This is a genomic window from Streptomyces sp. RB17 (genome assembly GCF_009604455.1).
Lineage (GTDB): Bacteria > Actinomycetota > Actinomycetes > Streptomycetales > Streptomycetaceae > Streptomyces.
Window position 1 is genome coordinate 420,223 of the sequence record NZ_WEGL01000003.1, and the last position, 14,065, is coordinate 434,287.

15 protein-coding genes are annotated in these 14,065 nt (G+C 71.8%); 10 read left to right on the forward strand and 5 right to left on the reverse strand.

From position 1 onward, the window contains the following. Position 1: 1 nt before the first annotated feature. Complete coding sequence (locus SRB17_RS15575; RefSeq protein ID WP_323375603.1) at positions 2-1,147, reverse strand: adenylate/guanylate cyclase domain-containing protein; 1,146 nt, start codon at positions 1,145-1,147, stop codon at positions 2-4. A gap of 654 nt (positions 1,148-1,801) precedes the next feature. Beyond that, positions 1,802-2,698: a biotin--[acetyl-CoA-carboxylase] ligase gene (locus SRB17_RS15580; protein WP_153538984.1), complete on the reverse strand. Its 897-nt coding sequence runs from the start codon at positions 2,696-2,698 to the stop codon at positions 1,802-1,804. 110 nt (positions 2,699-2,808) lie between these two features. Between SRB17_RS15580 and SRB17_RS15585 the strand changes: the two genes are divergently transcribed. From SRB17_RS15585 to SRB17_RS15600, 4 genes are all read left to right on the forward strand, one after another. Continuing rightward, positions 2,809-4,401 (forward strand): acyl-CoA carboxylase subunit beta, encoded by a 1,593-nt coding sequence (locus tag SRB17_RS15585; RefSeq protein ID WP_153538986.1) that lies wholly within the window; start codon positions 2,809-2,811, stop codon positions 4,399-4,401. A 10-nt stretch (positions 4,402-4,411) separates the two neighbouring features. Beyond that, positions 4,412-4,621, forward strand: coding sequence for an acyl-CoA carboxylase epsilon subunit (locus SRB17_RS15590; protein ID WP_323375604.1), 210 nt, complete (start codon positions 4,412-4,414; stop codon positions 4,619-4,621). A 103-nt stretch (positions 4,622-4,724) separates the two neighbouring features. Further along, positions 4,725-4,853 (forward strand): morphogenic membrane protein MmpB, encoded by a 129-nt coding sequence (gene mmpB / locus SRB17_RS47595; protein WP_153538988.1) that lies wholly within the window; start codon positions 4,725-4,727, stop codon positions 4,851-4,853. A gap of 26 nt (positions 4,854-4,879) precedes the next feature. After that, positions 4,880-5,497, forward strand: coding sequence for a Maf family protein (locus SRB17_RS15600; protein WP_153538990.1), 618 nt, complete (start codon positions 4,880-4,882; stop codon positions 5,495-5,497). Here SRB17_RS15600 and SRB17_RS15605 read toward each other — a convergent pair. Continuing rightward, positions 5,469-6,044, reverse strand: a complete 576-nt coding sequence (locus tag SRB17_RS15605) for a hypothetical protein (protein ID WP_323375605.1) — start codon at positions 6,042-6,044, stop codon at positions 5,469-5,471. The genes SRB17_RS15600 and SRB17_RS15605 overlap by 29 nt on opposite strands. A gap of 379 nt (positions 6,045-6,423) precedes the next feature. Between SRB17_RS15605 and SRB17_RS15610 the strand changes: the two genes are divergently transcribed. The 3 genes from SRB17_RS15610 (at position 6,424) to SRB17_RS46330 (ending at position 9,461) form a co-directional block, all read left to right on the forward strand. Beyond that, complete coding sequence (locus SRB17_RS15610; RefSeq protein WP_323375606.1) at positions 6,424-8,196, forward strand: acetyl/propionyl/methylcrotonyl-CoA carboxylase subunit alpha; 1,773 nt, start codon at positions 6,424-6,426, stop codon at positions 8,194-8,196. A 79-nt stretch (positions 8,197-8,275) separates the two neighbouring features. Next, positions 8,276-8,701 carry a hypothetical protein gene (locus SRB17_RS45405; protein WP_194294051.1) on the forward strand — a complete coding sequence of 142 codons (426 nt, stop codon included), beginning with the start codon at positions 8,276-8,278 and terminating at the stop codon, positions 8,699-8,701. Between the two features lie 436 nt (positions 8,702-9,137). Beyond that, positions 9,138-9,461 (forward strand): hypothetical protein, encoded by a 324-nt coding sequence (locus SRB17_RS46330; protein WP_228396079.1) that lies wholly within the window; start codon positions 9,138-9,140, stop codon positions 9,459-9,461. Positions 9,462-9,568: 107 nt separating this feature from the next. Here SRB17_RS46330 and SRB17_RS15620 read toward each other — a convergent pair whose 3' ends face one another. After that, on the reverse strand, positions 9,569-10,480 hold the full coding sequence (locus tag SRB17_RS15620; protein WP_153539762.1) for a DeoR/GlpR family DNA-binding transcription regulator: 912 nt from the start codon (positions 10,478-10,480) through the stop codon (positions 9,569-9,571). Positions 10,481-10,670: 190 nt separating this feature from the next. Next, positions 10,671-12,119 carry an NAD(P)H-quinone dehydrogenase gene (locus tag SRB17_RS15625; RefSeq protein ID WP_153538992.1) on the reverse strand — a complete coding sequence of 483 codons (1,449 nt, stop codon included), beginning with the start codon at positions 12,117-12,119 and terminating at the stop codon, positions 10,671-10,673. A gap of 96 nt (positions 12,120-12,215) precedes the next feature. On the opposite strand from SRB17_RS15625, the gene SRB17_RS15630 reads away from it, so the two are divergent. The 3 genes from SRB17_RS15630 to SRB17_RS15640 all read left to right on the forward strand — a co-directional run bounded on the left by SRB17_RS15630 (position 12,216) and on the right by SRB17_RS15640 (position 13,918). Continuing rightward, complete coding sequence (locus tag SRB17_RS15630; protein WP_153538994.1) at positions 12,216-12,653, forward strand: gamma-glutamylcyclotransferase; 438 nt, start codon at positions 12,216-12,218, stop codon at positions 12,651-12,653. Positions 12,654-12,704: 51 nt separating this feature from the next. After that, on the forward strand, positions 12,705-12,986 hold the full coding sequence (locus tag SRB17_RS15635) for a type II toxin-antitoxin system RelE family toxin (RefSeq protein ID WP_153538996.1): 282 nt from the start codon (positions 12,705-12,707) through the stop codon (positions 12,984-12,986). A 107-nt stretch (positions 12,987-13,093) separates the two neighbouring features. Beyond that, on the forward strand, positions 13,094-13,918 hold the full coding sequence (locus tag SRB17_RS15640) for a purine-nucleoside phosphorylase (protein ID WP_323375608.1): 825 nt from the start codon (positions 13,094-13,096) through the stop codon (positions 13,916-13,918). The last annotated feature ends 147 nt before the right edge of the window (positions 13,919-14,065 follow it).

Sequence of the window (14,065 nt, forward strand, 5' to 3'; positions counted from 1 at the left end):
GCTAGGGCTGCCCGTCGCGGCGGGCCAGCAGCCAGGGCTCGACCACGCCGAGACCACGTACCGGGCGCTGCCACATGGGCTGGAGCCCGAAGCGGTACTTCGGCGGCTCCTCGCCCTCCTTCTCGGCGGCCGCCGCGGCCTCGGCCGCCTCCGCCTCGGAGGCGGGTGCCTCGCCGGTGCGGATCAGCTCCTCGGCGAAGGCACTGTCCACCAGCACGGCGTCCCGGGGCGCTATAGACGTCAGCCGGGAGGCCAGGTTCACCGTCGTACCGAACACGTCACCCATGCGCGTGGTGACCGTGCCGAACGCCATGCCGACCCGCAGCTCCGGCATCGTCTCGTCGTTCGACAGCGTCTCCACCAGCCGCAACGCGATGTCGGCCGCCGTCCCCGCGTCGTCCGCCGCGTACAGCACCTCGTCGCCGAGGGTCTTGATGAGCCGTCCGCCCCGCGCGGCCACCAGGTCGGCGGCGGTGGTCTCGAAGGCCTCGACCAGCTCGCCGAGTTCCTCCTCCTCCATCCGGCGGGTCAGCCGGGTGAACCCCACCAGATCGGCGAAGCCGACGGCGAGCCGCCGGTCGACCATCTCCTCGTCGTCCGCCGACTGCACGACCCGCCCGGCCGACGCGGCGAGCTGGCGCCGCCACACATAGACCAGAAACTCCTCCAGCTCGGGCAGGAGCAGCTCGACGATCGGGTACGTCACCTCGGTGCGGGTCATCCCGGGCTCGGGCGGCTCGGTCAGGCCCTCCAGGAAGGAATCCATCTGCCACTCGGCCAACCGGGCGGTGGTCTGCCCCGTGGACCGCGCGACCTGCACCGCCATGGCCTCGCTGAGCAGCCCCGCCTCCACAAGACCCGCGAGCCGGCGCAGGGCCAGCACATCGGCCTCCGTCAGCGCCTTGGCCTGCCCGATGTCGGCGAACCCCATCGCCCGCCAGAACCGGGACGCCAGCTCCATGGAGACACCGGCGCTGCGGGCCGCCTGGAACGGCGTGTAGCGGCGCTCGGCGCCCAGGATGAGCTGTTCGAGGCGCAGGGCCAGCGGGTCCTCGCCCGGGTCGGCGGCGTGGGCGTCCCCCCGCTCCTGGGGAGGCTCCACCCGGCCGTCCGCGTCCGCGCCGGAGCCCGTGTCGTCGACGGTCACGCCTGCTGCCCTTCCGATCTGCCGCGGTCACGTTTCGACCGGCCTCAACTCTACGGCAGGTGTGCGCCAGCTCACTCCGTCGGGTTCGGCCGACGACTCACCTCCCGGTACCGGTTGCGCACCGGGGGCTGCGCCCCCCAGCCCCCCACATCGGGACAGGTCCGGGGCCGCCCCCACCATCGCCGCCCGCGCGTCCATCGCGGCTGATCGCGCAGTTCCCCGCGCCCCTGACGGGGCGCTGCACCGCCGTCGACCTCGTGGCCGTGCGGCGGCGCCGCAGCCGCCCACGGCGGGAAGAGGACGCCTCGGGGGGTGTCCGCCCGCAGCGGTTGGCGCGTCCACACCGGGGCCTCTACGGCCGACCGATTCCGCGCCGTTCCGAGGACGGACACCCCCGGCGCGGCCCCGACCCCAGGCCCTCTCTGGGCGCTACGCGCACCCCCACCCGGCCGCAGATGCGCCGCAGACACCCGCCCCCCAGCCGCACACGCACCGCAGACACCCGCCCCCCAGCCGCACACGCACCGCAGACACCCGCCACCCAGCCACGCACCGCAGACACCCCCTCACGCAAGCCCCGGAGACACCGCACGCACCCGCCCCAGCCGCACACGCGCAGCACCCCCCACCCACCCGCGCGCCGCGCGCACCCCCTCAGGCAGGCCGCAGATGCACGATGTCCCCCGCCCCCACGGGCTCCTGCACACCGGCCTCCGTCGCGATGACCAGCCGCCCGTCCCCGTCGACCGCCACCGCCTCGCCCACGATCGACCGCTCCCCCGGCAGCTCGGCCCGCACGGTGCGCCCCAGCGTCGCGCAGCCGGCCGCGTACGTCTCCTGAAGGCCACTCACCGCGGGATCACCCCCGGCGCCCCGCCACCGCCCGTACCAGTCCTCCAGCGCCCGCAGCACCGCCCGCAGCAGCGGATCCCGGTCCGTGCTCACCGCCTCGGCCAGCGCCAGCGACCCCGCCTGCGGCACCGGCAGTTCCTCCGCCCGCAGCGTGACGTTGATGCCGACCCCGACGACCACACCGTCCGCCCCGGCCCGCTCGGCGAGGATGCCCCCCGCCTTGCGCTCCTCGCCCGCCACGGTCACCAGCAGGTCGTTCGGCCACTTCAGGGCCGTGTCCACACCCGCCGCCCGGGACAGCCCGGTCGCCACGGCGACACCCGTGAGCAGCGGCAGCCAGCCCCACCGGGCCACGGGCACCTCCGCGGGCCGCAGGTACACGGAGAAGAACAGGCCCGAGCGCGCCGGCGCCGTCCACCGGCGGTCCAGTCGCCCCTTGCCCGCGGTCTGCTCCTCCGCGACCAGCACCGCCCCCTCGCCCGCCTTCCCGGCGGCGACCGCGGCGACCAGGTCGGAGTTGGTGGAGCCGGTGCGCTGCACCACGTCCACCGCGCTGTACAGGCTCCCCTCCCGAACCAGCGCGCGCCGCAGCGCCGCGGCGTTCAGGGGCGGACGGTCCAGGTCGGACCACCGGCTGTCACCGGAACCACGACTGTCATCGGAACCACGGCTGTCATCTGATGCATTGTGCGGCGTCATGCAAGTCACCCTAGGTGTGGGAAACGCCGCACTGCCGACCACCGGGCCCAGCACTACTCTACGGATGAGTAACCGTCCCCCCTTTTGAGCAGGCAGGGAGCCGCATCCCGATGTCCGAGCCGGAAGAGATCGACATTCACACCACCGCGGGCAAGCTCGCGGATCTCCAGCGCCGCATCGAGGAGGCGACGCACGCCGGCTCCGCCCGCGCCGTGGAAAAGCAGCACGCCAAGGGCAAGCTGACGGCCCGTGAGCGCATCGAGCTCCTCCTCGACGAGGGTTCCTTCGTCGAGCTGGACGAGTTCGCCCGGCACCGGTCCACGAACTTCGGACTGGAGAAGAACCGGCCGTACGGGGACGGCGTCGTCACCGGCTACGGCACCGTGGACGGACGCCCCGTCGCCGTCTTCTCCCAGGACTTCACCGTCTTCGGCGGCGCCCTCGGCGAGGTCTACGGCCAGAAGATCGTCAAGGTCATGGACTTCGCGCTGAAGACCGGCTGCCCGGTCATCGGCATCAACGACTCCGGCGGCGCCCGCATCCAGGAGGGCGTGGCCTCCCTCGGCGCGTACGGCGAGATCTTCCGCCGCAACACCCACGCCTCCGGTGTGATCCCGCAGATCAGCCTGGTGGTCGGTCCGTGCGCGGGCGGCGCGGTCTACTCCCCGGCCATCACCGACTTCACGGTCATGGTCGACCAGACCTCGCACATGTTCATCACCGGTCCGGACGTCATCAAGACCGTCACCGGAGAGGACGTCGGCTTCGAGGAGCTGGGCGGCGCCCGCACCCACAACACCGCCTCCGGCGTGGCCCACCACATGGCGGGCGACGAGAAGGACGCGATCGAGTACGTCAAGCAGCTCCTGTCCTACCTGCCGTCCAACAACCTCTCCGAGCCTCCGGTCTTCCCGGAGGAGGCGGACCTCGCGATCAGCGACGAGGACCGCGAGCTGGACACCGTCGTCCCCGACAGCGCGAACCAGCCGTACGACATGCACACGGTGATCGAACACCTCCTGGACGACGGCGAGTTCTTCGAGACCCAGGCCCTCTTCGCGCCGAACATCCTCACCGGCTTCGGCCGGGTGGAGGGCCACCCGGTCGGCATCGTCGCCAACCAGCCGATGCAGTTCGCCGGCTGCCTCGACATCGACGCGTCCGAGAAGGCCTCCCGGTTCGTGCGCACCTGCGACGCCTTCAACGTCCCGGTACTGACCTTCGTCGACGTCCCCGGCTTCCTGCCGGGCGTCGACCAGGAGCACACCGGCATCATCCGGCGCGGCGCCAAGCTGATCTACGCCTACGCCGAGGCCACCGTCCCGCTCATCACGGTCATCACCCGCAAGGCCTTCGGCGGCGCCTACGACGTCATGGGCTCCAAGCACCTGGGCGCCGACCTCAACCTGGCCTGGCCGACCGCCCAGATCGCCGTCATGGGCGCCCAGGGCGCGGTCAACATCCTGCACCGCCGCACCATCGCCGAGGCGGAGTCCGCCGGAAACGGCGAGGACACCCGGGCCCGGCTGATCCAGGAGTACGAGGACACCCTCCTCAACCCCTACGTCGCGGCCGAGCGCGGCTACATCGACGCGGTGATCATGCCGTCCGACACCCGCGCCCACATCGTCCGCGGCCTGCGTCAGCTGCGTACCAAGCGGGAATCCCTGCCTCCGAAGAAGCACGGCAACATCCCCCTGTAAAGGAGCCGCTGTGACGATCAGAGTCGTACGGGGCAACCCGACCCCGGAGGAGCTGGCCGCCGCCCTGGCGGTGGTCCGCGCCCGCGCCGCGGCGGCAGCAGCGACACCGCCCGGCGCGAAGGGCCCGAGGGACGCGTGGTCCGACCCGAGCAGGATCGCCGCCGCCCACCTGCCCAAGCCCGGGCCGGCGTCCTGGACTCGCACCTACTGGCCGAGCTGAAGCACCGAGGGGCGCGGGGAACCGCGCACAGTGGCACAGCTCAGGGCGCCATTTGAGTACCGGTACTCAGGCGCCCGCCCGCACCCGGCCGCACGCTGGACGAATGCTGTGGTCAGACCCGGAAGACGAGCCGCCGAAGGAACTGCGCGACGCGCAGGACATGCTTCGGCGGCTCGGCTTCCTCATGGCCCTGGCCATGATCCTGGCCATGGTCGTGATCGGCCTGAGCTAGCGCAGCGACGAGGCTAACCTGGCCGCATGACTGCCAAGCCACGCCGCCGCCTGATCCTCGCCTCCCGGTCCCCCGCCCGCCTGGGCCTCCTGAGGCAGGCCGGCCTCGATCCCGAGGTGATCGTGAGCGGCGTCGACGAAGACGCCGTCACCGCCCCCACCCCCGCCGAGCTGGCGCTCGCCCTGGCCGAGGCGAAGGCCTCGGTCGTGGCGGCGAAGCCGGAGGTGCAGGGCGCCCTGGTGATCGGCTGCGACTCGGTGCTGGAGCTGGACGGACAGGCCCTCGGCAAGCCCGCCGACGCCGAGGAGGCCACCGCCCGCTGGAAGGCGATGCGCGGCCGGGCCGGAACCCTCCAGACGGGGCACTGCATCTGGGACACGACCGCCAAGCGGTACGTCTCCGGCACCGCCTCCACCGTCGTCCGCTTCGGCGAGCCGACCGACGAGGAGATCGCGGCGTACGTGGCCTCGGGCGAACCCCTCTACGTCGCCGGGGCCTTCACCCTGGACGGCCGTTCGGCGCCGTTCATCGAGGGCATCGAGGGCGACCACGGCAACGTGATCGGCATCAGCCTGCCCCTGGTGCGCAAGCTGTTGGCCGAGTTGGGCGTCGGTATCACGGAGTTGTGGTCACCGGACGAGTGACCTGGGCGGGCACGGTGTCCTGCGGCTCGTCGTCCCCGCCCTGCGGCTCGTCCGTACGCGGGGCCGGCAAGGACGCCGCATCCGGAGCCGTGACCGGCCCGGGCTCGGCCTCGGCCTCCGGGCCGCCGCCCTCGCCCGCGCCGTCCCCGGCCGCACCCGCCTCCGCGCCCCCGTCACGGTCGTACGTCATCAGCAGCAGGACGACGAGGCCGAGCACGACCACCATGAACAGGAACGCCGTCCAGCCGACCAGGCCCCAGACGAAGGCGCCCAGCAGGCCGTGCACGACCGCCACGCTGATCAGCAGGACGCGGCCGAAGCCCGCGGGGGCGCGGTCGCGTATCGCGACCAGGACGGCCACCAGCGCGCACAGCACGAAGTACAGGCCGAAGACGACGCCGCCGATCTTCGACGACGTCGACATCACGTGCGGATCGAGTCCGGCCAGGGACATCTGCTGCCGGTCGACGACCACGCCGAGGAACCAGTTCAGCGCCGCGACGAAGACCGCCTCCGCCAGAAGGACGATCGCCACGACCCATGCCACCGGTCTGCGCACCACCGGTCCCCACCCACTCTCGAGCCTCGCCGCTGTTACCCCAGGTACGTAAGAGTCGTCATGAACGCTACTAACGGGTAAACCGTGGGACAAGGGTTTGCGCGGCAGCAAAGAATCATTGGGCCATTCGTAGGGACTCGACAAAGAAACAGAGTGGGCCGCAGCACGCTCTCACAGAGACCTTGACCACATGACGGGGCTAGGGTTTCCCGGAGGAGCCCTGCGTACGACCGTGCGACAAGGGTTTTCGCGGGTCGAGCGAGCCTCGAATCACGCTCCGTGTGGGCAAGCTCACCATTGGGGACGGGTCGAAGTGCCGTGTCGGCAGTCCCTAAACTCGGCTTGTTTCAAGGAGGGAGCCTCAATCGTGCGCAAGGTGCTCATCGCCAACCGTGGCGAAATCGCTGTCCGCGTGGCCCGGGCCTGCCGGGACGCCGGGATCGCGAGCGTGGCCGTCTACGCCGACCCGGACCGGGACGCTCTGCATGTCCGCGCCGCGGATGAGGCGTTCGCCCTGGGCGGTGACACGCCGGGCACCAGCTATCTGGACATCGAGAAGGTGCTGAACGCGGCGCGCGAGTCCGGCGCGGACGCCATCCACCCGGGGTACGGCTTTCTCTCGGAGAACGCCGACTTCGCCCAGGCGGTGCTGGACGCGGGCCTGATCTGGATCGGCCCGCCGCCGCAGGCCATCCGCGACCTGGGTGACAAGGTCGCCGCCCGCCACATCGCGCAGCGCGCCGGCGCCCCGCTGGTGGCCGGCACCCCGGACCCGGTGAGCGGTGCCGAGGAGGTCGTGGCCTTCGCGGAGCAGCACGGCCTGCCGATCGCGATCAAGGCCGCCTTCGGTGGCGGCGGCCGCGGCCTGAAGGTCGCCCGCACCCTGGAAGAGGTCCCCGAGCTGTACGACTCGGCGGTCCGTGAGGCGGTCGCCGCCTTCGGCCGCGGCGAGTGCTTCGTCGAGCGCTACCTCGACCGCCCCCGGCACGTGGAGACCCAGTGCCTGGCGGACCGGCACGGCAACGTGGTCGTCGTGTCGACCCGTGACTGCTCGCTGCAGCGCCGCCACCAGAAGCTGGTCGAGGAGGCCCCGGCGCCGTTCCTCTCCGAGGAGCAGGTCGCCGAGCTGTACCGCGCCTCGAAGGCCATCCTGAAGGAGGCCGGCTACGTCGGCGCCGGCACCTGCGAGTTCCTGGTCGGCCAGGACGGCACGATCTCCTTCCTGGAGGTCAACACCCGCCTCCAGGTCGAGCACCCGGTGACCGAGGAGGTCGCCGGCATCGACCTCGTGCGCGAGATGTTCCGCATCGCCGACGGCGAGGAGCTGGGCTACGACGACCCGGCGCTGCGCGGCCACTCCTTCGAGTTCCGCATCAACGGCGAGGACCCGGGCCGCAACTTCCTGCCCGCCCCCGGCACGGTCACCAGGTTCGATGCCCCCTCCGGCCCCGGTGTCCGCCTGGACGCGGGCGTGGAGTCGGGCAGCGTGATCGGCCCGGCCTGGGACTCCCTGCTGGCCAAGCTGATCGTCACGGGCCGTACCCGCAAGGAGGCCCTGGAGCGGGCCGCGCGTGCCCTGGACGAGTTCCAGGTCGAGGGCATGGCCACGGCGATCCCCTTCCACCGCGCGGTGGTCAGGGACCCGGCCTTCGCCCCCGAACTGACCGGCTCCACCGAGGCGTTCACGGTCCACACCCGCTGGATCGAGACCGAGTTCGTCAACGAGATCAAGCCGTTCGCCGCCCCCGCCGAGGCCGAGGCGGAGGAGGACGCGGGCCGTGAGACGGTCGTCGTCGAGGTCGGCGGCAAGCGCCTGGAGGTCTCCCTCCCGTCCTCCCTCGGCATGTCCCTGGCCCGCACCGGACTCGCGGCCGGCGCCAAGCCGAAGCGCCGCGCGGCCAAGAAGTCCGGCCCCGTCGCCTCCGGCGACACCCTCGCCTCCCCCATGCAGGGCACGATCGTCAAGGTCGCGGTCGAGGAGGGCCAGGAGGTCAAGGAGGGCGACCTGGTCGTCGTCCTGGAGGCCATGAAGATGGAACAGCCCCTCAACGCGCACAAGGCGGGCACCATCAAGGGCCTGAGCGCGGAGGTCGGCGCGTCCGTCACCTCCGGCGCGGCGATCTGCGAGATCAAGGACTGAGGTCCAGCCGTACGAAGCCGAGTTGGCCCCCGGTGCACACCGGGGGCCAACCGTCTTTCCGGGGCCCCGAGCCGGCCGCGTGGACTTCGTCTTCACGGTCACCAGCGCCGGCCCCGATCGGGTCGCCGAGGTGCTCCGCCGGCTGATGGATGCGGCACCACAAGGCTCTCTCCGCGTGGTGGACGGACCGGACGGCGTGGGCTTCCAGGTCAGTGGCGAAGGTGACTCGGCCGCCCGGATCGCGGTGTTGCTGATCGTCTGGTGGACCACGGTCGGCTCGGCCGGCCCGCCCGTCACCATCAGCGTGGACGTGCCCGGCGGCGGGCGGCAGGTCATGACCACCTCCCGGCCGAGCGACATCGACAAACCCCTCTCCCTGATCGAACAGTTGGGGGCTGCTGGGCGCGGGACGCGGAGGAGTCGTAGGCCGTGGGAGACATCGCCAAGGGCGTCCTCGGCGGCGGCTGGACGCTGCTCGTCGGCTGGATCCTGCCGACCGCGCTGAATCTGTCCGTGTTCCTGTTCGCGGTCGCGCCCAGCCTGCACGGACCCTCGGCGCTGAGCCGCCACCGGCCGACGTCGGCGGGCCACTCCGCGCTGCTCCTCCTGGTCACGGCCCCTCCTGCTCGGCCTGGTCCGCAACGCGCTCCAGACCCCCCTCTACCGCTTCCTGGAGGGGTCCACGCTGTGGCCGGCCGTGGCGTACGAGCGTGGCTGCCGGGTGCAGCGGGCCCGGCGCGGGCGCATCGCCGACCGGCCGGCCGGCGGCCACCTCAACGCCATCCGCCGCTTCGAGGAGTACGGCCACGACCGCTACCGGCTCGACACCCAGGTCCTGTGGAACGAGCTGACCAGCGTCGCCCCGGAGTGGACGCGCAAGGAGAACGACACCGTCCGCACCAACGTCGACTTCTTCGTGGCCTCTGTACGGCCATGCGGCGGTGGCAGTTTCGGCGCTCGCCGCGCTGGCGTCCGGCCGGGCCGACCGCCCGGTGCTGGTGGTCACGGCCGTCGTACTGACCGCCCTGATCCCCGTCCGGTACCACGCGGCGGTGGCCGCCACCGACGAGTGGGCGGCGGCGGTACGCGCCCTGGTCAACCTCGGCCGCAAGCCCCTGGCCGAGACCCTCGGCCCGGTCCTGCCGGCCGACCTGGAGGAGGAGCGGACCATGCGGCAGCTGGTGACCCGCATGTCCCGCCGCCGGTACGCCCCGGCGGCCCGGTCGGCCCTGGCCCCTTACCGAGCCCAGCCACCCGCGCCCTGAAGGGGCGCGGGGCTGTGTTCGATATGCGGCTCCGCCGCGTGGGCGCGAGAAACCACGACGTACCCGCACCCGCCCAACCACTCAAGCCCCTACGGCGATCAGGCACCTCAGCGCCGCCGCAGATCAGCGACGCGCCCCCGCTCGGCCCCCGCCTGCTGGTCCCCCAGCATTCCACGCAGCCCACCTCCAGGGACCCCCCGCCTTGGCCCCGGCAGGGATGCGCGCCGCGCCGGGGCCTGCTCACCCCCCGGAGGGGCCCCGTTCGCCCCGGCCACGGCGATCTGCACCCCCTGGTCGGCGAGCGCCTGCAGTTCGGTGGCGGCGCGGTCGTCGTGAGTCGGGGGCTCGTCGGTGACCAGGCGGGTGATGAGGTCGGTCGGCACGGTCTGGAACATCGTGTCCGTGCCGAGCTTGGTGTGGTCGGCGAGGACCACGACCTCCGCGGCGGCCTGCACCAGCGCCCGGTCGACGGACGCCGAGAGCATGTTGGACGTGGACAGCCCACGCTCGGCGGTGAGCCCGCTCCCCGACAGGAAGGCCTTGGACACCCGCAGCCCCTGCAGGGACTGCTCCGCGCCGGAGCCGACGAGGGCGTAGTTGGAGCCGCGCAGGGTGCCACCGGTCATCACGACCTCCACGCGGTTGGCATGGGCCAACGCCTGGGCCACCAACAAGGAGTTGGTGACGACGGTCAGCCCGGGCACCCGCGCGAGCCGGCGGGCCAGCTCCTGCGTGGTCGTACCGGCCCCGACGACGATGGCCTCGCCCTCTTCGACGAGGCCCGCCGCGAGGTCGGCGATGGCCGTCTTCTCGGCGGTCGCGAGATGAGACTTCTGCGGAAAGCCGGATTCTCGCGTGAACCCGCCCGGCAGTACCGCACCGCCGTGCCGGCGGTCGAGGAGTCCTTCTGCCTCCAGTGCCCGCACGTCCCGCCGTACGGTCACTTCGGAGGTCTGGACGACGCGGGCGAGCTCACGGAGCGACACGGCACCGTTCGCTCGCACCATTTCGAGGATCAATTGGCGACGTTCAGCAGCGAACACGAAACTGACAGTAACCCCAGCGACCGTCTGGTTTCAGCAGTTTGCGCCGAATAAACGAAGTTGTTCGCATGGCAGGTCGGGAAGTGGTATAGGACCTACCCGCCCCGACTATGCCGTGCGCACACGCGGCAACTCCCCGTGACCAGCGGGAAGTTGGATCCGGCCATCAGGCCTCCGCGCCGGCCTTGCGGGTGTGGAGCTGCCGGGCCACCTCCGCGATCGACCCCGAAAGGGAGGGGTACACCGTGAACGCGTTCGCGATCTGTTCGACCGTCAGATTGTTGTCGACGGCGATCGAGATGGGGTGGATCAGTTCCGAGGCGCGCGGTGCCACGACCACACCGCCGACGACGATCCCCGTACCCGGCCGGCAGAAGATCTTCACGAAGCCGTCCCGGATGCCCTGCATCTTGGCGCGCGGGTTGCGCAGCAGCGGGAGCTTCACGACCCGGGCGTCGATCTTGCCCGCGTCCACGTCGGCCTGCGTGTAGCCGACGGTCGCGATCTCGGGGTCGGTGAAGACGTTCGAGGAGACCGTCTTCAGGTTCAGCGGGGCCACCGCGTCGCCGAGGAAGTGGTACATGGCGATACGTCCCTGCATGGCCGCTACGGAGGCCAGGGCGAAGACTCCGGTCACGTCACCGGCCGCATAGACGCCCGGAGCGGTCGTCCTGGACACCTTGTCGGTCCAGATGTGCCCCGAGTCGCGCAGCTTGACGCCCGCCTCCTCCAGGCCGAGCCCGGCGCTGTTCGGGATGGCGCCGACGGCCATCAGGCAGTGGGTGCCGCTGATGACCCGGCCGTCGGCCAGCGTCACCTCCACCCGGTCCCCGACCCGCTTGGCGGAGGCGGCGCGGGAGCGGGCCATGACGTTCATGCCACGGCGCCGGAAGACGTCCTCCAGCACGGCGGCGGCGTCCGGGTCCTCACCCGGCAGCACGCGGTCCCGGGACGACACGAGCGTGACCTTCGACCCGAGGGCCTGGTACGCGCCGGCGAACTCGGCACCGGTCACACCGGAGCCGACCACGATCAGCTCTTCCGGCAGCTCGGTGAGGTCGTAGACCTGGGTCCAGTTCAGGATGCGCTCGCCGTCGGGCTGGGCGTCGGGCAGCTCGCGCGGGTGACCGCCGGTGGCGATGAGGACGGCGTCGGCGGTGAGGGTCTCCTCGGTGCCGTCGGCGGCGGTGACGACGACCTTCCGTGACCCGTCGAGGGCCTGCATGCCGTCCAGCCGGCCACGGCCGCGCATGACCCGGGCGCCGGCGCGGGTGACGGAGGCGGTGATGTCGTGCGACTGGGCGAGAGCGAGCCGCTTCACACGCCGGTTGACCTTCCCGAGGTCCACCCCGACCACCCGGGCCGCCTGCTCCAGCGGCGGGGTGTCGTCGGCGACGATGATGCCGAGCTCTTCGTACGACGAATCGAAGGTCGTCATGACCTCGGCCGTAGCGATAAGGGTCTTCGACGGCACGCAGTCGGTCAGTACCGACGCTCCGCCCAGACCGTCGCAGTCGGCGACGGTCACCTCCGCCCCGAGCTGGGCGGCCACCAGGGCCGCTTCGTATCCGCCGGGTCCGCCACCGATGATCACGATCCGAGTCACGTACTCCATTGTCCCGCACGCTTCAAGGTGCTACTGCCCGGGGGCGCGCGGAAGCTTCTCCTGGGACGGAAGTGACTCGCGTTCCCCCTGCCGTACCCTCTCCCCATGTCGCTCTATGCCGCTTACGCCGGCAACCTCGACGCGCGTCTGATGTCCCACCGCGCCCCGCACTCCCCGCTGCGCGCCACGGGCTGGCTGAACGGCTGGCGGCTGACGTTCGGCGGCGAGCACCTGGGCTGGGAGGGCGCGCTCGCGACGATCGTCGAGGACCCGCTCGCGCAGGTCTTCGTCGGCCTGTACGACATCGCACCCCTGGACGAGGAGTCCCTCGACCGGTGGGAGGGCATGGGGCTGGACCTCTACCGCCGGGTACGGGTGCGCGTGCACACCCTCGACGGCGAGGAGGCCGCGTGGACGTACGCCCTCAACGCGTACGAGGGCGGACTTCCGTCGGCGCGTTACCTCGGGGAGATCGCCGACGCGGCGGAATCCGCGGGAGCGCCCCACGATTACGTGATGGAGCTGCGGAAACGGCCCTGCTGAGCGGGCGCCGACCATAAAATCGAGTGCACCGACGCACCAACGGGAGAGCGCATGGCCCCCACGACCACCTACGACGTCTATTACACGGTGCAGGCCGCGGCGGCCCGCGACCGCCTCGACGACCGGCAGCGGAACGCGTTCGACAAGGGCATCGCCATGCTCGCCCGCGACCCCTTCCTCCCGGTGTCCCGGCCCATAGGCTCCACCGGCGACGACCGTACGATCCGCCTCACCCAGAACATCCTGGTGGAGTACACGGTGAGCCGCGGCCGTCTGCTGATCTTCATCGTCGAGGTCTTCAACGACAAGGACGTCCTCATCACCGACGAGTGACGGACCGCCCGCGGCGTGGTTCTCGTCGGAAACGACAAGACAACGATCGCATTCCCGTGACGTCTGTCATCTACGCGCGTAGGCGAAGAGCGGCTACCCTCGACCCCGTGAACGCATCTCTTCTTCCGGACGACATCCAGGGCGACCCGTACGCCGCCGCCGACGCCGCCGCCGCGCGCCTGCGCGAACTCACCGGCGCCGAGACCCACGACGTCGCCCTCGTGATGGGCTCCGGCTGGGCTCCGGCCGTCGACGCCCTTGGCGCACCCGATGCCGAGTTCCAGGTCACCGAGCTGCCCGGCTTCCCGCCGCCGGCCGTCGAGGGGCACGGCGGCAAGGTCCGCTCGTACTCCTTCGGTGACAAGCGGGCCCTGGTCTTCCTGGGCCGCACGCACTACTACGAGGGCCGCGGCGTCGCCGCCGTCGCCCACGGCGTGCGCACGGCCGTGGCCGCCGGCTGCAAGACCGTGGTCCTGACCAACGGCTGCGGCGGCCTGCGCGCGGGCATGCGCCCCGGCCAGCCGGTCCTGATCAGCGACCACATCAACCTGACGGCGACGTCCCCCATCGTCGGCGCGAACTTCGTCGACCTGACGGACCTCTACTCGCCCCGCCTGCGCGCCCTGTGCAAGGACATCGACCCCTCCCTGGAGGAGGGCGTCTACGCCCAGTTCCCCGGCCCGCACTACGAGACCCCGGCCGAGATCCGCATGGCCCGCGTCATCGGCGCGGACCTGGTCGGCATGTCCACGGTCCTGGAGGCCATCGCCGCCCGCGAGGCGGGCGCCGAGGTGCTGGGCATCTCCCTGGTCACCAACCTGGCGGCCGGCATGACCGGCGAACCCCTCAACCACGAGGAGGTCCTCCAGGCGGGCCGCGACTCGGCGGCACGGATGGGCCAGCTGCTGGCACAGGTGCTGGGCAAGCTGTAAGGAACAGGACACCAGACCGGCCCGGCGGGGGCGGCGCGGATGCGGGGGCGGCGCGGGTGCCGGGGCGGCGACGCCGAGGGCGGCGCGACCTCCGGGGCAACGCGGATGCCGAGGCGCCCCCGGATGCCGAGGTGGCGGGGGTGCCGG

Excerpts from the sequence above, each read along its gene's own strand:
- SRB17_RS15580 (WP_153538984.1), bottom strand. The coding sequence starts at position 2,698 with ATGACGCCGCACAATGCATCAGATGACAGCCGTGGTTCCGATGACAGT.
- SRB17_RS15585 (WP_153538986.1), top strand. The coding sequence starts at position 2,809 with ATGTCCGAGCCGGAAGAGATCGACATTCACACCACCGCGGGCAAGCTC.
- mmpB (WP_153538988.1), top strand. The coding sequence starts at position 4,725 with ATGCTGTGGTCAGACCCGGAAGACGAGCCGCCGAAGGAACTGCGCGAC.
- SRB17_RS15600 (WP_153538990.1), top strand. The coding sequence starts at position 4,880 with ATGACTGCCAAGCCACGCCGCCGCCTGATCCTCGCCTCCCGGTCCCCC.
- SRB17_RS15625 (WP_153538992.1), bottom strand. The coding sequence starts at position 12,119 with ATGGAGTACGTGACTCGGATCGTGATCATCGGTGGCGGACCCGGCGGA.
- SRB17_RS15630 (WP_153538994.1), top strand. The coding sequence starts at position 12,216 with ATGTCGCTCTATGCCGCTTACGCCGGCAACCTCGACGCGCGTCTGATG.
- SRB17_RS15635 (WP_153538996.1), top strand. The coding sequence starts at position 12,705 with ATGGCCCCCACGACCACCTACGACGTCTATTACACGGTGCAGGCCGCG.